This is a genomic window from Pseudomonas sp. UBA6753, from assembly GCF_002453565.1.
In the GTDB taxonomy this organism is placed as follows: Bacteria; Pseudomonadota; Gammaproteobacteria; order Pseudomonadales; family Pseudomonadaceae; genus Aquipseudomonas; species Aquipseudomonas putida_Z.
Genome location: NZ_DKHD01000055.1, coordinates 3,352 through 24,953 on the forward strand (window position 1 = coordinate 3,352; position 21,602 = coordinate 24,953).

At 64.9% G+C, this 21,602-nt stretch carries 23 protein-coding genes; 12 read left to right on the top strand and 11 right to left on the bottom strand.

The annotated features are described in order from the left end of the window. Positions 1 to 104: 104 nt before the first annotated feature. The 5 genes from rluB to B2790_RS21105 all read right to left on the bottom strand — a co-directional run bounded on the left by rluB (position 105) and on the right by B2790_RS21105 (position 4,558). Positions 105 to 1,172, bottom strand: coding sequence for a 23S rRNA pseudouridine(2605) synthase RluB (rluB, locus tag B2790_RS21085; protein WP_286919664.1), 1,068 nt, complete (start codon positions 1,170 to 1,172; stop codon positions 105 to 107). 274 nt (positions 1,173 to 1,446) lie between these two features. After that, complete coding sequence (gene scpB / locus B2790_RS21090; protein WP_274120184.1) at positions 1,447 to 2,217, bottom strand: SMC-Scp complex subunit ScpB; 771 nt, start codon at positions 2,215 to 2,217, stop codon at positions 1,447 to 1,449. After that, positions 2,204 to 2,929, bottom strand: coding sequence for a segregation and condensation protein A (locus tag B2790_RS21095; RefSeq protein ID WP_162276787.1), 726 nt, complete (start codon positions 2,927 to 2,929; stop codon positions 2,204 to 2,206). The genes scpB and B2790_RS21095 overlap by 14 nt, the downstream gene beginning before the upstream one ends. Before the next feature lie 125 nt (positions 2,930 to 3,054). Next, complete coding sequence (locus B2790_RS21100) at positions 3,055 to 3,684, bottom strand: L-threonylcarbamoyladenylate synthase (RefSeq protein ID WP_038408376.1); 630 nt, start codon at positions 3,682 to 3,684, stop codon at positions 3,055 to 3,057. A gap of 13 nt (positions 3,685 to 3,697) precedes the next feature. Further along, the gene (locus B2790_RS21105; RefSeq protein ID WP_274120183.1) at positions 3,698 to 4,558 is read right to left on the bottom strand and encodes a PHP domain-containing protein; all 861 of its coding nucleotides are present in this window, start codon (positions 4,556 to 4,558) and stop codon (positions 3,698 to 3,700) included. 67 nt (positions 4,559 to 4,625) lie between these two features. Between B2790_RS21105 and B2790_RS21110 the strand changes: the two genes are divergently transcribed. The 5 genes from B2790_RS21110 (at position 4,626) to B2790_RS21130 (ending at position 8,322) form a co-directional block, all read left to right on the top strand. Next, positions 4,626 to 5,219, top strand: a complete 594-nt coding sequence (locus tag B2790_RS21110; protein WP_003259096.1) for a septation protein A — start codon at positions 4,626 to 4,628, stop codon at positions 5,217 to 5,219. Between the two features lies 1 nt (position 5,220). After that, a complete protein-coding gene (locus tag B2790_RS21115) occupies positions 5,221 to 5,520 on the top strand; it encodes a YciI family protein (RefSeq protein WP_015271283.1) in 300 nt (99 codons plus the stop codon). A 205-nt stretch (positions 5,521 to 5,725) separates the two neighbouring features. Then, the gene (locus B2790_RS21120) at positions 5,726 to 6,403 is read left to right on the top strand and encodes a response regulator transcription factor (RefSeq protein WP_025340136.1); all 678 of its coding nucleotides are present in this window, start codon (positions 5,726 to 5,728) and stop codon (positions 6,401 to 6,403) included. A 101-nt stretch (positions 6,404 to 6,504) separates the two neighbouring features. Then, positions 6,505 to 6,921, top strand: a complete 417-nt coding sequence (locus B2790_RS21125; RefSeq protein ID WP_137164566.1) for a Spy/CpxP family protein refolding chaperone — start codon at positions 6,505 to 6,507, stop codon at positions 6,919 to 6,921. A gap of 60 nt (positions 6,922 to 6,981) precedes the next feature. Next, entirely contained in the window at positions 6,982 to 8,322 is a 1,341-nt protein-coding gene (locus B2790_RS21130; RefSeq protein WP_286919665.1) for a sensor histidine kinase, read from the top strand. Positions 8,323 to 8,469: 147 nt separating this feature from the next. Here the strand turns inward: B2790_RS21130 and B2790_RS21135 are convergent, their stop codons facing one another. Then, positions 8,470 to 9,027: a nitroreductase family protein gene (locus tag B2790_RS21135; RefSeq protein WP_025340139.1), complete on the bottom strand. Its 558-nt coding sequence runs from the start codon at positions 9,025 to 9,027 to the stop codon at positions 8,470 to 8,472. Between the two features lie 102 nt (positions 9,028 to 9,129). Between B2790_RS21135 and B2790_RS21140 the strand changes: the two genes are divergently transcribed. Further along, complete coding sequence (locus tag B2790_RS21140; RefSeq protein ID WP_013973677.1) at positions 9,130 to 10,584, top strand: TrkH family potassium uptake protein; 1,455 nt, start codon at positions 9,130 to 9,132, stop codon at positions 10,582 to 10,584. On the opposite strand, the gene B2790_RS21145 is transcribed toward B2790_RS21140, so the two are convergent. Further along, a complete protein-coding gene (locus tag B2790_RS21145) occupies positions 10,541 to 11,602 on the bottom strand; it encodes an AraC family transcriptional regulator (protein WP_137164568.1) in 1,062 nt (353 codons plus the stop codon). The two genes, B2790_RS21140 and B2790_RS21145, sit on opposite strands and share 44 nt — an antisense overlap. Before the next feature lie 152 nt (positions 11,603 to 11,754). Here B2790_RS21145 and B2790_RS21150 point away from each other — a divergent pair, with 152 nt between their 5' ends. Next, positions 11,755 to 12,066 carry a DUF962 domain-containing protein gene (locus B2790_RS21150; protein WP_025340141.1) on the top strand — a complete coding sequence of 104 codons (312 nt, stop codon included), beginning with the start codon at positions 11,755 to 11,757 and terminating at the stop codon, positions 12,064 to 12,066. A gap of 83 nt (positions 12,067 to 12,149) precedes the next feature. Here the strand turns inward: B2790_RS21150 and B2790_RS21155 are convergent, their stop codons facing one another. Beyond that, positions 12,150 to 12,962, bottom strand: coding sequence for a UDP-2,3-diacylglucosamine diphosphatase (locus B2790_RS21155; RefSeq protein WP_085691670.1), 813 nt, complete (start codon positions 12,960 to 12,962; stop codon positions 12,150 to 12,152). 131 nt (positions 12,963 to 13,093) lie between these two features. Between B2790_RS21155 and B2790_RS21160 the strand changes: the two genes are divergently transcribed. Together B2790_RS21160 and B2790_RS21165 are read left to right on the top strand one after the other, a co-directional pair. Further along, positions 13,094 to 13,867, top strand: coding sequence for a helix-turn-helix transcriptional regulator (locus tag B2790_RS21160; RefSeq protein WP_286919666.1), 774 nt, complete (start codon positions 13,094 to 13,096; stop codon positions 13,865 to 13,867). A 178-nt stretch (positions 13,868 to 14,045) separates the two neighbouring features. Next, positions 14,046 to 14,936 (top strand): DMT family transporter, encoded by an 891-nt coding sequence (locus B2790_RS21165; protein WP_025340144.1) that lies wholly within the window; start codon positions 14,046 to 14,048, stop codon positions 14,934 to 14,936. Between the two features lies 1 nt (position 14,937). Here the strand turns inward: B2790_RS21165 and B2790_RS21170 are convergent, their stop codons facing one another. Next, on the bottom strand, positions 14,938 to 15,219 hold the full coding sequence (locus tag B2790_RS21170; RefSeq protein WP_025340145.1) for a SelT/SelW/SelH family protein: 282 nt from the start codon (positions 15,217 to 15,219) through the stop codon (positions 14,938 to 14,940). A 67-nt stretch (positions 15,220 to 15,286) separates the two neighbouring features. Here B2790_RS21170 and B2790_RS21175 point away from each other — a divergent pair, with 67 nt between their 5' ends. Next, positions 15,287 to 17,473 (top strand): patatin-like phospholipase family protein, encoded by a 2,187-nt coding sequence (locus B2790_RS21175; protein WP_286919667.1) that lies wholly within the window; start codon positions 15,287 to 15,289, stop codon positions 17,471 to 17,473. A 161-nt stretch (positions 17,474 to 17,634) separates the two neighbouring features. On the opposite strand, the gene B2790_RS21180 is transcribed toward B2790_RS21175, so the two are convergent. Beyond that, positions 17,635 to 18,072 (bottom strand): MarR family transcriptional regulator, encoded by a 438-nt coding sequence (locus B2790_RS21180; protein WP_013973685.1) that lies wholly within the window; start codon positions 18,070 to 18,072, stop codon positions 17,635 to 17,637. A 150-nt stretch (positions 18,073 to 18,222) separates the two neighbouring features. Then, positions 18,223 to 20,370, bottom strand: coding sequence for a DNA helicase RecQ (gene recQ, locus B2790_RS21185; protein WP_085589121.1), 2,148 nt, complete (start codon positions 20,368 to 20,370; stop codon positions 18,223 to 18,225). 246 nt (positions 20,371 to 20,616) lie between these two features. Here recQ and B2790_RS21190 point away from each other — a divergent pair, with 246 nt between their 5' ends. Next, positions 20,617 to 21,204: a YecA family protein gene (locus B2790_RS21190; protein ID WP_025340148.1), complete on the top strand. Its 588-nt coding sequence runs from the start codon at positions 20,617 to 20,619 to the stop codon at positions 21,202 to 21,204. Then, positions 21,158 to 21,577: a YbaN family protein gene (locus B2790_RS21195; protein WP_162276778.1), complete on the top strand. Its 420-nt coding sequence runs from the start codon at positions 21,158 to 21,160 to the stop codon at positions 21,575 to 21,577. The genes B2790_RS21190 and B2790_RS21195 overlap by 47 nt, the downstream gene beginning before the upstream one ends. Positions 21,578 to 21,602 lie beyond the last annotated feature (25 nt).

Consider the following 21,602-nt stretch of genomic DNA (forward strand, 5'->3'; position numbering starts at 1 on the left):
GGGGGGGGCCCCCCCCCCCGCGAAGGGCTGCGCAGCAGCCCCAAATTCTCACAGGCATAAAAAAACCAGCCCGAAGGCTGGTTCTCTTTCAACGCAAAGGCCAATCAACCACGCGGTTTGCTGCGGCCACGCCCTGCCGGCTTGTCACCTTCAGGCTTGGCCGGACGCTTGCGCATCTCGCTCGGGCGCTCGGCCACGGTGCTGCCACGGCCGGTCTTGCGCGGAGCCTCTTCACGCGTCTGGCGCGCCGGGCGCTCACCGGCAGCAGCACCTTCGTGAGCCGGGCGCAGGCTGCGCACGCGCTCGCCACGGCCCAGCGGGCGGGTCGACTTGCGCTGCAGGCGCTCCATCTTGTCCTTGGCCTTGAGCTTCATGGCTGGCAGCGCCACCGGCTGCAGGCCAACTTCAGCAGCGAGGATGTCGATTTCGCCCTGGCTCATTTCACGCCAGCGGCCCATCGGCAGGTCGGAGTTGAGGAACACCGGGCCGAAACGCACGCGCTTCAGGCGGCTGACCACCATGCCCTGAGACTCCCACAGGCGACGCACCTCACGGTTGCGGCCTTCCATCACCACGCAGTGGTACCAGTGGTTGAAGCCTTCGCCACCTGGTGCCTTCTGGATGTCGGTGAACTTGGCCGGGCCATCTTCCAGCATCACGCCGGCCTTCAGGCGCTCGATCATTTCGTCGTCGACCTCACCACGCACACGTACCGCGTACTCACGGTCCATCTCGTAGGACGGGTGCATCAGGCGGTTGGCCAGTTCACCGTCGGTGGTGAACAGCAGCAGGCCGGTGGTGTTGATGTCGAGGCGGCCAATGTTGATCCAGCGGCCTTCTTTCGGCCGTGGCAGGCGGTCGAACACGGTCGGGCGGCCTTCCGGGTCGTCACGGGTGCAGATTTCGCCATCGGGCTTGTTGTACATGATCACCCGACGGGTGGCCTCGGCGGCCTCTTCGCGCTTGATCAACTTGCCATCCACGGCAATGGCGTCGTGCAGGTCGACGCGCTGGCCGAGGGTGGCCTCGACGCCGTTGACCTTGATGCGGCCCTGGCTGATCCAGGCCTCGACGTCACGGCGCGAGCCAACGCCAATGCGCGCCAGCACTTTCTGCAGCTTTTCGCCGGATGGAGGGGTGATTTCGGTATCTTGCAGGTCTTGCTCACTCATCTGGGCACCTCCCGGTGTAGGAATGAAATAAGGGTTCTGGCGACGAACGCGCCAAAAGGCCGCGCATCATACGCGGTTCGGCGGGGGAACGCACTGGAGGGTAGAGGGTTTTGTGGGCTTTGAGAGGGGTTTCTGCCTAATGGTTATGTATTGGCATGGCCGGCCCTTTCGCGGGCACGCCCGCTCCCACAGGTACTGCGCAGCCCTCAGGACCTGTGATATCCCTGTGGGAGCGGGCGTGCCCGCGAATGGGCCGGTACAGGCAACAAAGGAATCAGGGCAGTGACTTGCCCTCTTCTTCCATCGAGGCCTCAGCCTCTTCCTCGCGCAAATCATCGAAATCGGTCTTCAGCCCCTCTTCCATGGCATCCAGCTCCACCAGCAGGCTACGGAAGCTGGTCTCCTCCTTCGGTTCGGCAACCTGTTCCTCTTCCCCAAGGCTGGCATCCGCCAATGCCTGCAGGTGCGCCGGCACTGGCGCATCGTCCGGGTCGAGCAGCGGCTCGGGCTCCATCTCCCGCAGCTCGGCCAAGGCTGGCAGCTCGTCCAGGCTCTTGAGGTTGAAATGGTCGAGAAACGCCTTGGTAGTGGCGAACATCGCCGGCCGCCCGGGCACTTCGCGGTAGCCGACCACGCGGATCCACTCGCGCTCCATCAGGGTCTTGATGATGTTGCTGTTCACCGCCACGCCACGCACATCCTCGATTTCGCCACGGGTGATGGGCTGGCGGTAGGCGATCAGGGCCAGGGTTTCCAGCAGCGCGCGCGAGTAGCGCTGCGGGCGTTCTTCCCACAGGCGCCCGACCCACGGCGCAAAGTCCTCGCGAATCTGCAGGCGGTAACCGCTGGCCACCTCCTTGAGCTCGAAGGCACGGCCATTGCACGACTTGCCCAGCAGCTCCAGAGCCTGCCTGAAGACCTTGGGCTCCGGTCGCTCGGCTTCCTCGAACAGTTCGTACAGGCGCTCCAGGGATTGCGGCTTGCCCGAAGCCAGCAGGAAGGCTTCGATCAGCGACGCCAGGTCGCGGGGTTCATTCAGGTTCATCAGGTTCTTCAACAAGCGCGGGGCGAAGCCGCACGTGGATGGCGGCGAAGGGTTCATTCTGCACCAGTTCGATCAGCGATTCCTTCACCAGCTCGAGAATCGCCATGAAGGTCACCACCACGCCCAGCTTGCCTTCCTCGGCGGCGAACAGCTCGACGAACGGCACGAAACCGCCACCTTTCAGGCGTTCCAGCACCTGGCTCATGCGTTCGCGGGTGGACAAGGTCTCGCGGGTGATCTGATGGCTTTCGAACAGGTCGTTGCGGCGCATCACCTCGGCCATCGACACCAGCAGCTCTTCCAGGCTGACCTGGGGCAACAGCTTGCGCACCTTGGCCTGCGGCGCCTCCAGGCGCGGCACCACCACCTCGCGGCCAACCCGTGGCAATTCATCGATACCTTCGGCGGCGGCCTTGAAGCGTTCGTACTCCTGCAGGCGGCGGATCAGTTCGGCGCGCGGGTCGCCCTCCTCCTCCTCGACGTCGGCCGAGCGCGGCAGCAACATGCGCGACTTGATCTCGGCGAGCATGGCAGCCATCACCAGGTATTCGGCGGCCAGCTCCAGGCGCACGCTCTTCATCAGTTCCACGTAGCCCATATACTGGCGGGTGATTTCCGCCACCGGGATGTCGAGGATGTCGATGTTCTGCTTGCGGATCAGGTACAGCAACAGGTCCAGCGGGCCTTCGAAGGCTTCGAGGATGACTTCCAGGGCGTCCGGCGGGATGTACAGGTCCAGCGGCAGCTCGGTCAGGGCTTCGCCATAGACCAGGGCCAATTGCAGTTGGCGAGGCAACTCGGCCTGTTCGGCCGGCGCCTCGGGCGCTTCCACCTGGCTCACGCGTTGACCAGGAACGGCGTGGGGTCGCCGCAGCCTTCACGGACCAGCTCGGGTTCATCACCGGACAGGTCGATGATGGTCGATGCCTTGAGGTCACCGAAACCGCCGTCGATCACCAGGTCGACATGGTGCTCCAGGCGCTCACGGATCTCGTAAGGGTCGGTCATCGGCTCGGTGTCGCCCGGCAGGATCAGGCTCACACTCATCAACGGCTCGCCCAGTTCAGCCAGCAAGGCCAGGGTGATGGCATGGGCCGGCACCCGTAGCCCGATGGTGCGGCGTTTATCGTGCAACAGCAGGCGCGGCACTTCGCGCGTGCCATTGAGGATGAACGTGTAAGGCCCCGGCACATGTGCCTTGAGCAGACGGAAGGTGCCGGTATCGACCTTGGCGTACAACCCCAGCTGCGACATGTCGCAGCACATCAGGGTGAAGTTGTGGGTCTTGTCCAGCCCGCGCAGGCGCCGCACCCGTTCGATGGCCGCCTTGTCACCCATCTGGCAACCCAGCGCATAGGCCGAATCCGTCGGGTACACCACCACACCGCCCTTGCGGATAATCTCGACGGCCTGCTTGATCAGGCGCTGCTGCGGGTTCTCCGGATGAATCTGGAAAAATTGGCTCACGTAGTCGTCCTGTTCATACCGCCAAAGGCTGTTCATGGCTGAATCGGCGCCACAGAGGTGGCAGGTCCTCGGGCAAAGGCCGGTAGGCACCGATCTCGCCCCAGGTGCCGGGGCCGTGGAAGTCACTGCCAGCGCTTGCCAGCAGGCCGAACTCACGGGTGAGGATGGACATGGTGCCCACCTGCTCGGCAGGCATCATCCCGTTGACCACTTCAAGCGCCTGCCCGCCTGCCTGAATATAGTCGGCAATCAGCCTTCTGCGCTTGCTGCGGGTCAGATCGTAGTGCATGGGATGCGCCAGGCTCACCCAAGCGTTGGACTGGCGCAGGGTGGCGACGGTTTCATCGAGGGTAGGCCAGTGCTGCTTGACGTCCCCCAGCTTGCCGGCGCCCAGCCATTTGCGAAACGCCTCGCCGCGGTCCTTGACGTGCCCGGCACGCACCAGGTACTCGGCAAAATGCGGGCGCGCCGGGGCGTTGCCGCTATCGCCCAGTTCGTGCTGCACGGCGCGGGCGCCGTCGAGGGTACCGGGCATGCCCTTGGCCGCCAGCCGTTTGTCGATTTCTTCGGCGCGCAGCCAGCGGCCACGGTGCAGCGCTTCGATCGCCGCCTGCAGGGGCGGCGCGTCGAGCGGGAAGTCATAGCCCAGCACATGGATGGTCGCGCCACCCCAGGTGCACGACAGCTCCACCCCGCTGACCCAGTGCATGCCCTTGTCGCGGCACGCCTGGCGCGCCTCGGGCAGGCCTTCGATGGTGTCATGGTCGGTCAGTGCCAGCGTTTGCACCCCATGCTCATGGGCCCGGGCGACCAGTATCGAGGGCGACAGGGCGCCGTCGGAGGCCGTGCTGTGACAGTGCAGATCAACATTCATGGAGGAGCGCTTTCGCTGGAATCGATGTTTGTTATTATGCCGTCACATCCCGATTCTGGCTGCCATTGTGAAACAATTCATCGATTTCATCCCGCTGCTGCTGTTCTTCATCGTCTACAAGCTCGACCCGCGCCCCATGGAAGTCGCCGGCCACAGCTTCGAATTCGGCGGCATCTACAGCGCCACGGCCATGCTGATCATCAGCTCGCTGGTGGTTTACGGCGCGCTGTTCCTGCGCCAGCGCAAGCTGGAAAAGGGCCAGTGGCTGACCTTGGTAGCCTGCCTGGTGTTCGGCGGCCTGACCCTGACCTTCCACAGCGAAACCTTCCTGAAGTGGAAGGCGCCGGTGGTGAACTGGCTGTTCGCCCTGGGCTTCGCCGGTAGCCACTTCATCGGCGACCGGGTGCTGATCAAGCGCATCATGGGCCACGCCCTGAGCCTGCCCGATGCCATCTGGACCCGCCTGAACCTGGCCTGGATCGGCTTCTTCCTGTTCTGTGGCGCGGCCAACCTGTTCGTCGCCTTCACCTTCCAGGACTTCTGGGTCGACTTCAAGGTGTTCGGCAGCCTGGGCATGACCGTGATGTTCCTGGTAGCGCAGGGCGTGTACCTGTCGCGCCACCTGCACGACGACCCTTCTACCTCCAAACCCAAGGATTGACATGCTCTACGCCATCATCGCCAGCGACGTCGCAAACTCCCTGGAAAAGCGCCTGGCCGCCCGCCCGGCGCACATCGAACGCCTGCAGCAGCTGAAGGCCGAGGGCCGCGTGGTACTGGCCGGCCCGCACCCGGCCATCGACAGCAACGACCCGGGCGAAGCGGGTTTCAGCGGCAGCCTGATAGTTGCCGAGTTCGACTCCCTGGCCGCGGCGCAGGCCTGGGCCGATGCCGACCCTTACATTGCCGCGGGCGTGTACGACAAGGTGGTGGTAAAGCCGTTCAAGCAAGTGCTGCCTTGATCTGAGACGGCGTGGGCTTCTTCGCGGGCTTGCCCGCTCCCACAGGGACACCACAGGTCCTGAGGTTTGTGGGTTACCTGTGGGAGCGGGCAAGCCCGCGAAGAAGCCCACGCGGTACCGGCAGTTATACTGTTGCCATCAGTCTGCGGTATCTTTGCCACTGGCGGGCCGAATAGCCGCCGTCAATGGTTGAATTGAGTGAGTCATGAGCGAGCTGTTACTGATAGATGATGACCAGGAGCTGTGCGAGCTGCTCGGCAGCTGGCTGACCCAGGAAGGGTTTACCGTGCGCGCCTGCCACGATGGCCAGAGCGCACGCCAGGCCCTGGCCACGCATGCCCCGGCGGCCGTGGTGCTGGACGTGATGCTGCCCGACGGCAGTGGCCTGGAACTGCTCAAGCAGTTGCGCAGCGAGCATGCCGAACTGCCGGTGCTGATGCTCTCGGCCCGCGGCGAGCCGCTGGACCGCATCCTCGGCCTGGAACTGGGCGCCGACGACTATCTGGCCAAACCTTGCGACCCGCGTGAACTCACCGCTCGCCTGCGTGCCGTGCTGCGCCGCAGCCACCCCACCGCCACCACCAGCCAGGTGGAACTGGGCGACCTGGTCTACAGCCCTGCCCGTGGCGTGGCCAGCATCGATGGCCGCGAAATGACCCTGACCCTGTCCGAAAGCCGCATTCTCGAAGCCCTGCTGCGCCAACCCGGCGAGCCGCTGGACAAGCAGGAACTGGCGCAGATCGGCCTGGGCCGCAAGCTGACCCTGTACGACCGCAGCCTGGACATGCACGTCAGCAACCTGCGCAAGAAGATCGGCCCCCACGCCGATGGCCGGCCGCGCATCGTCGCCCTGCGCAGCCGTGGTTATTACTACTGCCTCTGAACATCTTTACCGAGCCTTTACCATCCACTGACCGCGCTTGACGGTGATCTCCCTAGACTGTGCTCATCCGGTAACCACCGGCCCATGAAAGGAGAGACACCATGCGCAAGACCCTTATCGCCCTGATGTTCGCCGCCGCCCTGCCGACCGTGGCCATGGCCATGCCTGAAGGCGGCCCGCGCCACGACGGCCCACATCATCGCGGTGATGCGCCTTTCCACCAACTGGACCTGAGCCGTGACCAGCGCCAGCAGATCGGCAAACTGATGGGCGAGCAGATGAAACAGCGCCGCGACATCACCGAGCGCTACCTGTCCAAACTGCCGGCCGCCGACCAGAAGGCGCTGAAGGACGAACTGCAGGCCAACCGCGACAAGACCGACAGCGCGGTCCGTGCCCTGCTCAAGCCAGAGCAGCAGAAGAAGTTCGACGAACTGCAGAAGGAACGCGCCGCACAGAAAGCCGAGTGGCAGGAGTTCCAGGCCTGGAAAGCTGAAAAAGGCAACAAGGCCCAGTAAGCTGTCCGCCCGATGCCCGGCCCGCCTCAGTGCGAGCCGGGCTTTTCTTGTTTGCAGGAGGTGCACTTGCGTTCACTGTTCTGGCGCATCCTGGCCAGTTTCTGGCTGGCCATCACCCTGGTTGCGGGCCTGTCGATCCTGCTGGGCCATATGCTCAACCAGGACGCCTGGATCCTCAGCCGCCACCCGGGCCTGAATACCCTGGCCAGCAAGTGGGCCAAGCATTACGAACAGGAAGGCCTGGCTTCGGCACAGCACTTCCTGGAACGGCGCAAGGACCGCTACAAGATCGACGTGCAGGTGCTCGACGACAGTGGCGAAGCCGTGGTGCCCGGCACCTTCCCGCGCCGTGCGGCGGCCTTCGAGGCACGCCAGCACAATGACCAGCGGCGCCTGCCGTGGCGCCGGTTGACCGAGGAATACACCAGCCCCGACACCGGCGAGACGTACCTGCTGATCTATCGCATCCCCCACCCGGCGCTGGATGCCTGGCACCGCGAAAGCCTGTTGTGGCCGCTCAGTGCGCTGGGCATTGCCCTGGTGGTGCTGACCCTGTTCAGCCTGCTGGTGACCCTGTCCATCACCCGCCCGCTCAGCCGCCTGCGCAGCGCCGTGCATGACCTGGGCCAGACCACCTACCAGCAGAACAGCCTGGCGCAGCTGGCGGCGCGGCGTGACGAGTTCGGCGTGCTGGCCAAGGACTTCAACAAGATGGGGGCGCGCCTGCAAAGCACCATCGGCAGCCAGCGCCAGTTGCTGCGCGATGTGTCCCATGAACTGCGCTCGCCGCTGGCCAGGCTGCGTATCGCCCTGGCCTTGGCCGAGCGCGCCGAGCCTGAGCAGCGTGAGGCGCTGTGGCCACGCCTGACCCGCGAATGCGACCGTCTGGAAGACCTGATCAGCGAAATTCTCGCCCTGGCGCGGGTCGATGCCGAACAGGCCCATGCCGAGCCGGTCGACCTCAACGCCCTGCTCGGCAGCGTGCGCAAGGACGCCCAGCTCAGCGCACCAGAGCAGGACGTGCGCCTGGAGGCACAACCGGGGTTGACCTTGCAGGGTTGGCCAACGCTGATCGAGCGTGCCGTGGACAACCTGCTGCGCAACGCCCTGCGCTTCAACCCGCAGGGCCAGCCAATCGAAGTCAGCGCCATGCGCGAGCAGGATCGTATCGTGATCAGCGTGCGTGACCATGGGCCGGGAGCGGCGGCGGAACACCTGGCGCAGCTGGGGGAACCGTTCTTCCGTGCGCCGGGGCAGGATGCGCCGGGGCATGGACTGGGGCTGGCGATTGCACGCAAGGCGGCAGAGCGGCATGGCGGCAGCCTGGCGCTGGAGAACCATCCACAGGGGGGCTTTGTGGCGCGGCTGGAGTTGCCTGTGACTGAAGCGACAGGCAGTTGATGTGATGTAAATGCATCCGGCCTCTTCGCGGGCTTGCCCGCTCCCACAAGTACAACACTGCCGTCAAGGCCTGTGTAGTACCTGTGGGAGCGGGCGAGCCCGCGAAGAGGCCAGCAGCCCTTATGGAGCAATCAGCCCAAGGCCGCGTTACTCGCCCCAGGCACTGACGAAATCAGCAGTTTCCAGAATCGGCGCGGTGCGCGGCTCGGTCAGCGGCGTACCCACATACAGATACCCGATCAGCTCCTCGTTCGCGGCCAGCCCCAGGCCCTTGTGCACATGGGCATCGAAAGCCATGTCCCCAGTGCGCCACACCGCACCGATACCTTGCGCATGCGCCGCAATCAGAATGCCGTGCGCCGCACAGCCTGCCGCCAGCCGCTGCTCGGACTTGGGCACCTTGAAGTGGTCCTGCAGCTTGGCAACGACCACGATCAGCAACGGCGCCCGCAGGGGCATGGCGCGGGCCTTGTCCAAAGCAGCCTGGCTGGCATCCCCCTTGTGCTGCAGCGCTTCGGCGAACAGCTCACCCAGCTTCTCGCGGCCCTGGCCCTCGATGGTGAGAAAGCGCCACGGCCGCAGCTGGCCGTGGTCCGGAGCGCGCAGGGCGGCCTGGAACAGCGCCTCGCGCTGGGCGGCATTGGGCGCCGGGTCGGTCAGGCGTGGCACGGAAACACGGTTGAGCAATGCGTCGAGAGCCTCCATCGGCTACCCTCCTGGCAGGTAAATGTGCCGCCATTCTAGCGTTTACATCACCAGACCCATAGGTAGAATGGCGCCCTTCCGTTTCGAGTCAGAGCAGATCACATGGCGTTGCCGACCTTAAGGATCATTGGTTTCATCATCGGCATCTTCCTGATTACCCTCGCCGTCAGCATGGCCGTGCCCATGGCGACCCTGGTGATCTTCGAACGCACCCGTGACATGCCGTCGTTCCTCTGGTCGAGCCTGATCACCTTCATTGCCGGCCTGGCCCTGGTGCTCCAGGGCCGCCCCGAGCATGTGCACCTGCGCCCGCGCGACATGTACCTGCTGACCGTCAGCAGCTGGCTGGTGGTGTGCGTGTTCGCCGCCCTGCCATTCCTGCTGACCCAGCACATCAGCTACACCGACGCCTTCTTCGAAAGCATGTCGGGCATTACCGCCACCGGCGCCACGGTGCTCAGCGGGCTGGACAACATGTCACCGGGCATCCTGATGTGGCGTTCGATGCTGCACTGGCTCGGCGGCATCGGCTTCATCGGCATGGCGGTAGCGATCCTGCCGCTGCTGCGCATCGGTGGCATGCGCCTGTTCCAGACCGAATCGTCCGACCGCTCGGAGAAAGTCATGCCGCGCTCGCACATGGTCGCCAAGTCGATCGTGGGGGTATACGTCGGCTTCTCGATCCTGGGCGCGCTGGGATTCTGGTGGGCCGGCATGAGCCCGTTCGATGCGATCAACCACGCCATGTCGGCGATTTCCACTGGCGGGTTTTCCACCTCCGACCAGTCGCTGGCCAAGTGGGATATCCCGGCCGTGCACTGGGTCGCGGTGGTGGTGATGATCCTCGGCAGCCTGCCCTTCACCCTTTACGTGGCAACCCTGCGCGGCAACCGCAAGGCACTGATCCGCGACCAGCAGGTGCAGGGTTTGCTGGGCATGCTGGTGGTCACCTGGCTGGTGCTTGGCACCTGGTACTGGGCCACCACCAACCTGCACTGGCTCGACGCCCTGCGCCACGTGGCGCTGAACGTGACTTCGGTGGTCACCACCACCGGCTTCGCCCTGGGTGACTACAGCTTGTGGGGCAACTTCTCGCTGATGCTGTTCTTCTACCTGGGCTTCGTCGGCGGCTGCTCCGGCTCGACGGCGGGTGGCATCAAGATCTTCCGCTTCCAGGTCGCCTACATTCTGCTCAAGGCCAGCCTCAACCAGCTGATCCATCCACGCGCGGTGATCAAGCAGAAGTACAACGGCCACCGCCTCGACGAAGAAATCGTGCGTTCGATCCTGACTTTCTCGTTCTTCTTCGCCATCACCATCTGCGTCATGGCGCTGCTGCTGTCGTTGCTTGGCGTGGACTGGATGACCGCCCTGACCGGCGCTGCCGGCACGGTCTCGGGTGTAGGCCCGGGCCTGGGTGAAGTGATCGGCCCGTCGGGCAACTACGCCACGCTGCCGGACGCTGCCAAGTGGATTCTCGCCAGCGGCATGCTGCTCGGCCGATTGGAAATCATCACCGTGCTAGTGTTGTGCATGCCGGCGTTCTGGCGTCACTGACCACCTCAGGCTCGGCACCCAGGCGGGCGCGGTACTCACCGGGTGTGGCATGGAACCAGCGGCGGAACGCCCGGTAGAAGTTGCTGGGGTCGGCAAAACCCAGCAGGTAGGCGGTTTCCAGCAGGGTCATGCCTGGCTGCGCCAGGTACTGTTCGGCCAATTCGCGGCGGGTATCGTCGAGCAGGGTCTGGAAGCTGGTGCCTTCTTCCTGCAGCCGCCGCTGCAAGGTGCGCTGGGACAGGTGCAGGGCCTGGGCCAGGGTTTCGCGCTTGGGCTCGCCCTGCGGCAGGATACGGCACAGTACCTGGCGCACGCGGTGGGTGACCCGGCTTTCCGAGAAGCGCGCCAGGTATTCGCCGGCAAAGCGGTCATGCAGGATGGCCATGGCTTCGTTGGCGGTGGGCAGCGGCGCCTCCATGTCGGCGCGCTCGAACACCAGCGCATCGTGCGGCGCACCGAACACCAGCGGCGAATGGAACGCCACCTTGTACGGCTCGATATTCTTTGGCTGCGGCCCCTGCACCAGCACCCGGCGCGGTTGCACCGGCCGACCGCTGAGCCAGCTGCACAGCGCCAGCGCGCAGGCCAGCGATGCCTCGGCACTGTGCCGGGTCGGTGGCAGGTGGTCGCCGTGTACGGTCAGGATCAGCGAATAGCCCTCGGGGCCTAGGACGAAGCTGAGGTCGGAGCTTTCGGCGATGATGCGCTGGTAACGCACCAGGCGCTCGAAGCCTTCGGCCAGGGTGCGGCTGGACATCAACGCATAGCCCACCACATGGAACGACGCCGGGCGCACCACCCGCGCCATGTTCAGGCCTATGGCCTCGTTGCCCGACAGTTCCACTGCCAGTTGCCACAGCCGGGTCATGGAGTCCTGGGGGAAGCGCGCGTCGGGGTCGTCGAGGGCAGCGAAATCCAGCCCCAGCTGCTTGAACATGGCACGGCAGTCCAGCCCTTCCAGCTCGAGTGCCTTCACGATCCCTGATGCCCAGCTGGCTGACGTGGTTCTTTCGCTCATGACAGGCATTTATGCTGACCGCTCCTGCGGTGAACCCCAAGGATATTCAATTGGCGCCTATTGTCACTGATAGGCCTCGCCAGTCACTCTAGACTCGATTCAGGCTCCACGCCGTGCATCTTGTCCAGAAGTATTAATCCCGGAGCACTGTCATGAACCGCACAGCGCAGTTTCGCAGTTTTGCCGAGTTCTACCCTTACTACCTGGGGGAGCACAGCAACCCCACCTGCCGCCGCCTGCACTTCGTCGGCACCAGCCTGGTGATAGCCCTGCTGGCCTATATCATCGGCAGTGGCAAATGGTTGTTGCTGCTGGCCTTGCCCGTGTTCGGCTACGGCTTTGCCTGGGTCGGGCATTTCTTTTTCGAAAAGAACCGGCCTGCGACCTTTACCCATCCGCTGTATAGCCTGATCGGGGATTTCGTGATGTTCAGGGATATCCTGTTGGGCAAGATCAGCCTGTAGATTTTTTGGGGCCGCATTACGGCCTGTGGGAGCGGCCTTGTGTCGCGAAAGGGCTGCAAGGCAGCCCCCTTGGCCTTCAACCCCTACGCCGGTTCGCGCACCGCCGCCGCTGCCTGCGCTTCACGCGCCTGCGCCTCCGCCAGCCGATAAAGCTCGATCGTGCCATCCCAATGCTCGATCAGGGCCGTGCACGACTCCACCCAATCCCCGCAATTGAGGTACTCCACCTCCCCCACCTGGCGAATCTCGGCATGGTGGATATGCCCACACACCACCCCATGAAAACCGCGGCGGGTGCACTCGTGGGCTATGGCATCCTCGAAGTCGCTGATGAAGTTCACCGCGCCTTTGACCTTGTGCTTCAGGTATGCCGACAGTGACCAATAGCCGTATCCATAGCGGGCACGCCAGTGGTTGAGCCAGCGGTTGAGCACCAGGGTGAACTCGTAGGCACGGTCACCGAGGAACGCCAGCCAGCGGTGGTAACGGGTAATCACGTCGAACTGGTCGCCATGGATCACCAGCAGGCGGCGGCCATCGGCGGTCAGGTGCTCGGCCTCGTCCACCAGCTGGATGTTGCCGAGGATCAGCTTGGAGTAACGGCGCAGGAATTCGTCATGGTTGCCGGTGACGTAGATCACCTCGGTGCCGCGCTTGCTCATGGTCAGCAGGCGGCGGATCACGTTGGTATGGGCTTGAGGCCAGTAGATTCCGCCGCGCAGCTTCCAGCCATCGATGATATCGCCCACCAGGTAGATGCGGTCGGCCTGGTAGCCCTTGAGGAACTGCGACAGGTGTTCGGCCTGGCAGTCGCGGGTGCCCAGATGCACATCGGAAATCCACAGGGTACGCACGCGTTGCTTGCGCGAGGGACGGGACAGTTCGGCATGGGTCATGGGCAGGCTCCGGCGCAGTTTGCTGGAGACTGGCAGGCGCGGATGACAGCGCAGTGGCAAAACCGTTACGAGTGATGGACTGCAGGGAATGAGGCACAATGCGGTTCTGCCCTGCGAGGACGACTCTCCCCATGACCGCCGGCCCGATCCTCTCGCTGCGCCATTACCGCGACAGCCTGATCGCCCACAGCCACGAATACCCGCAACTGGTGTTCGGCCTGCGCGGGCGCCTGGAGTTCGAGGTGCAGGGGCATGGCGCCGGGATCGATCGACAGGGGCTGATCGTGGTACCGGCGGGCGCCCATCACACCTGCACCAGCGATGGCGGCAGCGATTGCCTGGTGCTGGATGTACCAGGGGACCACTGGTTGCGCGAGCAACTGGGCGAACATGCCGATGCCAGCCGCCGCCTGCTCGACCGCCCCGCCGCCCTGGGCCTGGACGAGCGCCAGCAGCAATTGGTGGACTGGCTGGCGACCAGCCCCATGCACGACCCGCTGATTGCCCGGCAAGGGGCAGCGCTGCTGCTGGCCAGCCTCAACCCCACGGCGGCAGCCAGCGTCGCGGCCAGCCAGCGCCTGCCCTATGCCGCCTTCGATGCGCATATCGAGCGGCATGCCGCCTACCCGCTGCAAGTGGCTGACCTGGCGCGCATCGCCGGGTTGTCCAGTGCCCGCCTGCATGCGCGCTTTACCGCAGAATGCGGGATGACGCCGATGGACTACATTCGCCAGCGGCGCTTGCTCAAGGCGCGGCGGCTGGTGATGCAAACCTTGTTACCGATGGGGGAGATTGCGGCGCAGGTGGGGTACAGCTCGCAGAGTGCGTTTTCGGCGGCGATGTTGCGGGCGTTCGGGTGTACGCCGCTGGCATTGCGGCGAGAGTCTGGCGACAACTCACACTAGCCTTGCGACAGAATGCATTCTTCTGAGCCTATACACTGAGCCTGTACCGGCCCTTTCGCGGGCGCGCCCGCTCCCACAGGTGTTGCACCGTTTTCAACACCTGTGCAGTACCTGTGGGAGCGGGCATGCCCGCGAAGAGGCCGGCACAGCCAGTAGAGATCTTGAGCAAGGACCACCCATGAACCACCGCACCGCCCTCGGCGCCCTGCACATCGGCGCGCTGTTCTTCGGCCTCACCGGCGTCTTCGGCAAACTGGCCGCCAGCGCCAGCCCGGCGATCATCGTCTTCGGCCGCGCCGCCTTCGCCGTGCTCGCCCTGGCCCTGTTCGCCAGCCTGGCCGGGCCGGGCTGGCAACGCCTGAGCGGCCAGGACGCCCGCCGCCTGCTGCTCGGCGGCGTGCTGCTGGCCGGGCACTGGGTCAGTTTCTTCATCGCGGTAAAGGTCGCCGGCGTGGCCATCGCCACCCTCGGCTTCGCCAGCTTCCCGGCCTTTACCGTGATCCTCGAAGGCCTGCTGTTCCGCGAACGCATCCGCCGCAACGAGGCTTTGCTGGTGTTGCTGGTCAGCATCGGCCTGGTACTGGTCACACCGGCATTCGACCTGGCCAGTGAAGCCACCGGCGGCCTGCTCTGGTCATTGCTGTCGGGGCTGCTGTTCTCCCTGCTGTCACTCACCAACCGCGCAGGCTCCGGCCGTCTGCCTGCAGTGCAGGCGGCGCTGTGGCAGAACCTGGTGGTGGGCTTGTGCCTGCTGCCGTTCGCGGCACCGGACCTGGCCGGCGTAGCCACCATGGACTGGCTGTGGATCGCCCTGCTCGGCATCTTCTGCACCGGCGTGGCGCACAGCCTGTTCGTCGCCAGCCTGTCGGTGATCAAGGCGCGCACCGCCGCCGTGGTATTCGGCATGGAACCGGTCTACGGCATTGCCGTGGCCTGGGTGGTGTTCGCCGAAACCCCGACCCTGCGCATGCTGCTGGGCGGCGCGCTGATCATCTTCGCCATCGTGCTGTCCAGCCGCCTGGCCGCCGAGCAACCGCCCAGGCAGCGGCCATTGGCCGAGGGCGCCTGACTCAGCGGTCGTTGTGGCCCAGGTCACGCTGTGGGTCGATCTGGTCGCGCACCCGCTGCTTCAGCACCTTGGCCTCGGGGAAGCCACCGTCGGCCTTGCGCTCCCAGATCTGCACACCATTGCAGGTGATGCGGAAGATACCGCCGGTGCCAGGCTCCAGGGCCACCCGGCCAAGGTCGTCGGTGAAGGTGCTGAGCAGTTCCTGGGCCAGCCAGGCGGCACGCAGCAGCCATTGGCACTGCGTGCAATACGTGATGACGATTTCCGGTTTGCTGTCGGCCATGGTGAGGCATCTCCAGGTGAGGGGCCGCTTATACTAGCGGTCTTTAGCCCACGGTTTGAGACTCACGATGCGCCGTTTGCTGTTCTGTTTCCTGCTCACCCTCACCTCCCTCACGGTATTCGCCGCCGAACCGGCCAGGCCCAAGGTTGGCCTGGTGCTGTCGGGGGGCGCGGCCCGTGGTCTGGCCCACATCGGTGTGCTCAAGGCCCTGGAGGAACAGGGCGTGCGCATCGACGCCATCGCCGGCACCAGCATGGGCGCGGTGGTCGGCGGCCTGTATGCCTCGGGCTACAGTGTCGAAGAGCTGGAAAAACTCGCCACCACCCTCGACTGGCAACAGGCGCTGTCCGACGCCCCGCCGCGCAAGGACGTGCCGTTCCGGCGCAAGCAGGATGACCGCGACTTCCTGGTCAAGCAGAAGCTCAGCTTTCGCGACGACGGCAGCCTGGGCCTGCCGCTGGGGGTGATCCAGGGCCAGAACCTGGCGCTGTTGCTGGAAAGCAAGCTGGCGCACACCGCCGACACCCGTGACTTCGACAAGCTGCCCATTCCCTTCCGCGCAGTGGCCACCGACATTGCCAGTGGCGAAAAGGTGGTGTTCCGCCGTGGCCACCTGCCCCAGGTGATCCGCGCCAGCATGTCGATCCCGGCGGTGTTCGCCCCGGTCGAACTGGACGGCCGGCTGCTGGTGGACGGCGGCATGGTCGACAACATCCCGGTGGACGTCGCCCGCGAAATGGGTGTGGACCTGGCCATCGTGGTCGACATCGGCACCCCGCTGCGTGACCGCAAGCAGCTGGCCACGGTGGTCGATGTGCTCAACCAGTCGATCACCCTGATGACCCGGCGCAACTCGGAAGAACAACTGGCCAGCCTGCACCGCGACGACATCCTCATCCAGCCACCGCTGACTGTCTTTGGGGTCACCGATTTTGGCCGCGCCCGGGAAATGATCGAGGCAGGCTACCGCGCCACCCGCCTGCTCGACCCGCGCCTTGCCGCCCTGCGCCAGCCCGAAGGCGACAGCAGCCTGGCCGTGGCCCGCTCGCCGCGCCAACGCACGCCGACGATCACCGCGATCAGGATCGAAAACGACTCCAAGGTCAGCGACGAGGTCATCCGCTCGTACATCCGCCAACCGATCGATGCGCCGCTGGAGCTAGGCCGCCTGCAGACCGACATGGGCACGCTGTACGGCCTGGACTACTTCGACCGGGTGCAGTACCGCGTGGTGCACAAGGGCGACGACAACACCCTGGTGATCAACGCCCGCGGCCGACGCGGTGGCACCGACTACCTGCGCCTGGGCCTGAACCTGTCGGACGACCTGCGCGGCGACAGCGCCTTCAACCTGGGCGCCAGCTACCGGGTCAACGGCATCAACAGCCTCGGCGCCGAATGGTTGACCCGTGGCCAGATCGGCGACCAGCAGGAGTTGTACAGCGAGTTCTACCAGCCGCTGGACGTGGGCTCGCGCTACTTCATCGCGCCGTACCTGGACTTCAGCTCGCAGAACATCGAAGCCACCCTGGACAACGACCCGGTGGCCGAGTACCGCCTGGAGCGTTACGGCTTTGGCCTTAACGTGGGGCGGCAGATCGGTACCAATGGCGAAGTGCGCCTGGGCGTGGGCAAGGCCTGGGGCGAGGCCGAGGTACGCATCGGCGACCAGGACCTGCCCAAGGTCAGTTTCAACGAAGGTTTCTACGAGCTGAAGTACTCGTTCGACACCCTCGACAATGTGTACTTCCCGCACAGCGGCGAGGATATCGGCCTCACCTTGCGCAAGTATGACCAGTCGCTGGATTCCGACCAGGATTACCGGCAGTGGATGTTCAACCTGGACAAGGCCCTCAGCAGCGGGCCGAACACCTTCGTGCTGGGCGGGCGCTACGGGCGCACGCTGGATGATACCGAAGTGGTGACGTCGAGCTTCGTGCTGGGTGGCGCGCGGGAGCTGTCAGGCTTCCGCCAGGACTCGGTGTCGGGGCAGAACGTGAGCCTGATGCGCATGGTCTACTATCGCCGCCTGACACCACGGGCCTACGTGCCACTGGACTTCCCGCTGTACATCGGCGGGTCGCTGGAGCGAGGGCGGGCGTGGAACAACGACAACGATTTCGACAGTGGCTACATCAATGCGGCGAGCATCTTCCTGGGGCTGGAGACGCCGTTGGGGCCGTTGAACCTGAGCTACGGGGCCAACAGTGCGCATGAGCAGGCGGTGTACCTGAACCTTGGGCATACCTTCTAGGGCTTCATCACTTTCAGGGCCGGTGAGATCCCTGTGGGAGCGGGTTCACCCGCGAAGCAGGCGACGCGGTGCATGGCACCGGCTGCGCCGGTGTTCGCGGCTAAAGCCGCTCCCACAGGGACAGCGCCAACTTGAAGGCCGCAAAGCGGCCCCAGGCCCCCTCAGGATTTCTCCAGGTTGGCCAGGATCTTGGCATGCACCCGCATGCACACCTGCAGCTCCGCCTCGTCCACCCCGGTGAACAGCTCTACCCGCAGTTGATTGGCAATGGTCTCGATCTGGTCGATCAGTGGCTTGGCCGGCGGGCACAGCACAATCTTCTTCGCCCGCCGGTCTTCCAGCACCGCTTGCCGGCGTACCAGCCCCTGCGCCTCCAGGCTGTCGAGCAGGCGCGCCAAGGTCGGGCCTTCGACGCCCACGCTCTGGGCCAGCTCACGCTGGGTCGGGGCCTCTTCGAAACGGGCCAGGTGCAGCAACACCAGCCAGCGCGCCTGGGACAGGTTGAGCCCGGCCAGGCGGCGGTCCAGCTCGGCACGCCAACCCCGGGACATCTGGGCCAGCTGCATGCCGAAGCGGTGTTGGTTGTCGGTCAGGGGCATAAGCAACTCATTGAACAGATCTAATTATTAGGCAGCTAACCATGGCCCGTCCCACGAGGCAAGGCTCGGGCACCCTGGAATGTTCGATAATCGTCAAAAAACATGACAAAGGTCAGCAGATGGCAGTTCTGCCTTCGATCCTGTCGTCACTTACAGCTCGAACTCGGCCGCCAGCGCAGCCCGCACGCAGTACAGCACGCCCTCCGGTACCCGCGCCCCGAACAGCGGCGCAATCGCCGATACCGGTGGCAGCTCGCCCTCGCCATCGAGGAAGGCATCCTGCACTTCCATCAACAGGTCTTCCGGCAGGTCCAGGGCCTGTTCCAGGCTCAGTTCCTGGCGGCCCAGCGCCTCGGCCAACAGGCTGTAGACGTTCTTCTCGCTGCAGTTGAGCTGCCCGGCGATCTGCGCCGGGGTCATGCCGGCACGGGCCAGGCTGACCAGTTCGTGGCGCAGGTCGAGTACCACTTTCGGCGCTTCGTCGGTGCCGCCGCTGTTGTTCAGCACCTCGAGGAAGGCCTGGCCATAACGCTCCAGCTTGCGCGCACCCACGCCGCTGACCTGGGCCATGTCGCTGAGGCTGACCGGCTGGCTGCGCAGCATCTCCAGCAGCGTCGAGTCGGGGAAGATGACGTAGGGCGGCACGCTGTGCTCCTCGGCCAGCTTGCGCCGCAGGGTACGCAGCGCTTCCCACAGTTCGCGCTCTTCGGCACGCACCAGCTGGCTGGCCGGGCTGCCGCCACTGGACGACGAAGTCCTGGCGGTGGTCTGCGGCTTGAGGTCACGGCGCAGCTGCAAGGTCACCTCGCCACGCAGCAGCGGCCGGCAGCTGTCGGACAGACGCAGGCCGCCGTAGCCTTCCAGGTCGATGTCGACCAGGCCGCGCGCCACCAGCTGACGGAACAGTGAACGCCACTCGACTTCGGCCAGCCCCTTGCCGACGCCAAACACCGAGAGCTTCTCGTGGCCGAAATTGCGCACCTTCTCGGTGTCCTTGCCCAGCAGCACATCGACCAGGTGACCGACGCCATAGCGCTGGCCGGTGCGGAACACCGCCGACAGCGCCTGGCGGGCCGGCTCGGTGGCGTCCCAGGTCTGCACCTGGTCGACACAGTTGTCACAGTGCCCGCACGGTTGCTCGAGGGTTTCGTCGAAATAGGCCAGCAGCGACTGGCGGCGGCAGCGGGTTTCTTCGCACAGGGCCAGCATGGCGTCGAGCTTGTGCTGCTCGATGCGCTTGTGGCGCTCGTCACCTTCGGAGTTCTGCAGCATCTGCTTGAGCATCACCATGTCCTGCAGCCCGTAGGCCATCCAGGCATCGGACGGCAGCCCGTCACGGCCGGCACGGCCGGTCTCCTGGTAGTACGCCTCGAGCGACTTGGGCAGGTCAAGGTGGGCGACAAAGCGCACGTTGGGTTTGTCGATACCCATGCCGAAGGCGATGGTGGCGACCATGATCAGCCCTTCCTCGTTGAGGAAGCGGTGCTGGTTGGCCGCACGCGTCTCGGCAGCCAGGCCGGCGTGATAAGGCAGTGCGGGGAAGCCCTGGTCACAGAGGAAGGCGGCGGTTTCGTCGACTTTCTTGCGTGACAGGCAGTAGACGATACCGGCGTTGCCGCGGCGCTCGCCGAGGAACGCCATCAGCTGCTTGCGCGGCGCCTCCTTGGGCACGATGCGGTAGAAGATGTTGGGCCGGTCGAAACTCGACAGGAAGCGCTCGGCGCCTTGCAGGTGCAGGCGCTGGACGATCTCCTCGCGGGTGCGCATGTCGGCGGTGGCGGTCAGCGCAATGCGCGGCACATGCGGGAACAGCTCGGCCAGCTGGCCCAGTTGCAGGTATTCGGGGCGGAAATCGTGGCCCCATTGCGACACGCAGTGGGCCTCGTCGATGGCGAACAGCGAGATATCCAGGTCGCGCAGGAAGTCGAGCATGCGCGGCTGCACCAGGCGCTCGGGCGCCAGGTACAGCATCTTCACTTCGCCACGGCGCAGGCGCCCGGCCAGGTCACGCTGCTGCTCCGGGGTCAGCGTGGAGTTCAGCGCAGCGGCCGGCACACCCAGTTCATCGAGCGTGGCGACCTGGTCGTCCATCAGTGCGATCAATGGCGAGACCACCACCGTCAGGCCCGGGCGCAGCAGCCCCGGCACCTGGAAACACAACGACTTGCCGCCGCCGGTGGGCATCAGCACCAGGGCATCGCCGCCATTGGCCACGCAGTCGATGATCGCTGCCTGGCGCCCGCGGAAACTGTCGTAGCCGAAGACGTCCTTGAGAACGCGCTGAGCCTGTTCGAGCATGTGCAACTCCACAAATCGCCGTACCATCCCGGATACAGGCTGGACGAAAAACCCGCCCCGCACACGCCAAATGCGTAAGCGGTTTTTGCCAGGTAGCCGGCAAACCCTGCCCCTGGATGAAAAATCGCGGAGTATACCGCAGCACCGCCCCGCGCAGGGCACCACGGCGATAGACGTTCCCTTTACCCCGCCGCCGTCGCAAGGTGCTAGAATTCGTTATCGTTTATTCCCCAAGGTAGCCCTGTAATGTCCTTCGCCGAGCAACTGACCCGCCTGCAAGCCTTCCTCGACGCCGACGAGCTGCACGAGGAAGCGCTGGACTATGTCGCCGCCCACGGCTACCTCACCGCCCTGTCGATCAATGCCGAGGAAGTGCCCGAGCGCGAGTGGATCGACGCCCTGTTCGCTGAAGAGCCGCACTACGCCAGCGATGCTCAGCGCACCGAGATCGAGGCCACCCTGGTGGCGCTGAAAGCGCACATCGCCCGCCAGCTGGCCAGCGACGACGAGTTCGAGCTGCCATGCGACCTCGACCTGACCGACGAGCCGGACGATTCCGACCTGCGCGGCTGGTGCATCGGCTTCATGGAAGGCGTATTCCTGCGTGAAGAGGCCTGGTTCGAGAACGCCGAGGAAGAAGTCAGCGAGATGCTGCTGCCGATCATGGTCGGCTCGGGCCTGTTCGACGAGCAGCCGGAGTTCGCCGACATCGCCAGCAATGCCAACCTGCAGGACGACATGATCGTACAGATCCCCGAAGCGCTGACGGCGCTGTTCCTGCTGCTGCATGCCCCAGACGAAAAACCGGCGCTGCTCAAGCCACGCCACCACTAAGTCGCCTGTGCGCTACCTGCTGCTGGCCACCGGCTGGCTCAGCGTCGCGTTGGGGGTGTTGGGGATATTCCTGCCGGTATTGCCCACCACCCCGTTCCTGCTATTGGCGGCCGCCTGCTTTGCCCGCAGCTCGCCGCGCTTTCACCACTGGCTGGTCCATCACCCGAAGCTCGGGCCATGGATCCGTGACTACCTCAGTGGTGAAGGCATCCCCCTCAAGGGCAAGGTCTACGCCATCGGCCTGATGTGGGCCAGCATCGGCCTGTCGTGCTATCTGGTGCCCCTGTTCTGGGCGCGCACCTTCATGTTGACCAGCGCTGTACTGGTAAGCCTGTACATCCTCAGCCAGAAAACCCTGCACAAGCCAAAGTGACAATATTCTGTCGCCAAATATCAAT

Bases quoted from the DNA above. Each gene is read 5' to 3' on its own strand.
- rluB (WP_286919664.1), bottom strand. From the start codon at position 1,172: ATGAGTGAGCAAGACCTGCAAGATACCGAAATCACCCCTCCATCCGGC.
- scpB (WP_274120184.1), bottom strand. From the start codon at position 2,217: ATGAACCTGAATGAACCCCGCGACCTGGCGTCGCTGATCGAAGCCTTC.
- B2790_RS21105 (WP_274120183.1), bottom strand. From the start codon at position 4,558: ATGAATGTTGATCTGCACTGTCACAGCACGGCCTCCGACGGCGCCCTG.
- B2790_RS21115 (WP_015271283.1), top strand. From the start codon at position 5,221: ATGCTCTACGCCATCATCGCCAGCGACGTCGCAAACTCCCTGGAAAAG.
- B2790_RS21120 (WP_025340136.1), top strand. From the start codon at position 5,726: ATGAGCGAGCTGTTACTGATAGATGATGACCAGGAGCTGTGCGAGCTG.
- B2790_RS21125 (WP_137164566.1), top strand. From the start codon at position 6,505: ATGCGCAAGACCCTTATCGCCCTGATGTTCGCCGCCGCCCTGCCGACC.
- B2790_RS21135 (WP_025340139.1), bottom strand. From the start codon at position 9,027: ATGGAGGCTCTCGACGCATTGCTCAACCGTGTTTCCGTGCCACGCCTG.
- B2790_RS21140 (WP_013973677.1), top strand. From the start codon at position 9,130: ATGGCGTTGCCGACCTTAAGGATCATTGGTTTCATCATCGGCATCTTC.
- B2790_RS21145 (WP_137164568.1), bottom strand. From the start codon at position 11,602: ATGAGCGAAAGAACCACGTCAGCCAGCTGGGCATCAGGGATCGTGAAG.
- B2790_RS21150 (WP_025340141.1), top strand. From the start codon at position 11,755: ATGAACCGCACAGCGCAGTTTCGCAGTTTTGCCGAGTTCTACCCTTAC.
- B2790_RS21155 (WP_085691670.1), bottom strand. From the start codon at position 12,962: ATGACCCATGCCGAACTGTCCCGTCCCTCGCGCAAGCAACGCGTGCGT.
- B2790_RS21160 (WP_286919666.1), top strand. From the start codon at position 13,094: ATGACCGCCGGCCCGATCCTCTCGCTGCGCCATTACCGCGACAGCCTG.
- B2790_RS21165 (WP_025340144.1), top strand. From the start codon at position 14,046: ATGAACCACCGCACCGCCCTCGGCGCCCTGCACATCGGCGCGCTGTTC.
- B2790_RS21170 (WP_025340145.1), bottom strand. From the start codon at position 15,219: ATGGCCGACAGCAAACCGGAAATCGTCATCACGTATTGCACGCAGTGC.
- B2790_RS21175 (WP_286919667.1), top strand. From the start codon at position 15,287: ATGCGCCGTTTGCTGTTCTGTTTCCTGCTCACCCTCACCTCCCTCACG.
- B2790_RS21180 (WP_013973685.1), bottom strand. From the start codon at position 18,072: ATGCCCCTGACCGACAACCAACACCGCTTCGGCATGCAGCTGGCCCAG.
- recQ (WP_085589121.1), bottom strand. From the start codon at position 20,370: ATGCTCGAACAGGCTCAGCGCGTTCTCAAGGACGTCTTCGGCTACGAC.
- B2790_RS21190 (WP_025340148.1), top strand. From the start codon at position 20,617: ATGTCCTTCGCCGAGCAACTGACCCGCCTGCAAGCCTTCCTCGACGCC.
- B2790_RS21195 (WP_162276778.1), top strand. From the start codon at position 21,158: ATGCCCCAGACGAAAAACCGGCGCTGCTCAAGCCACGCCACCACTAAG.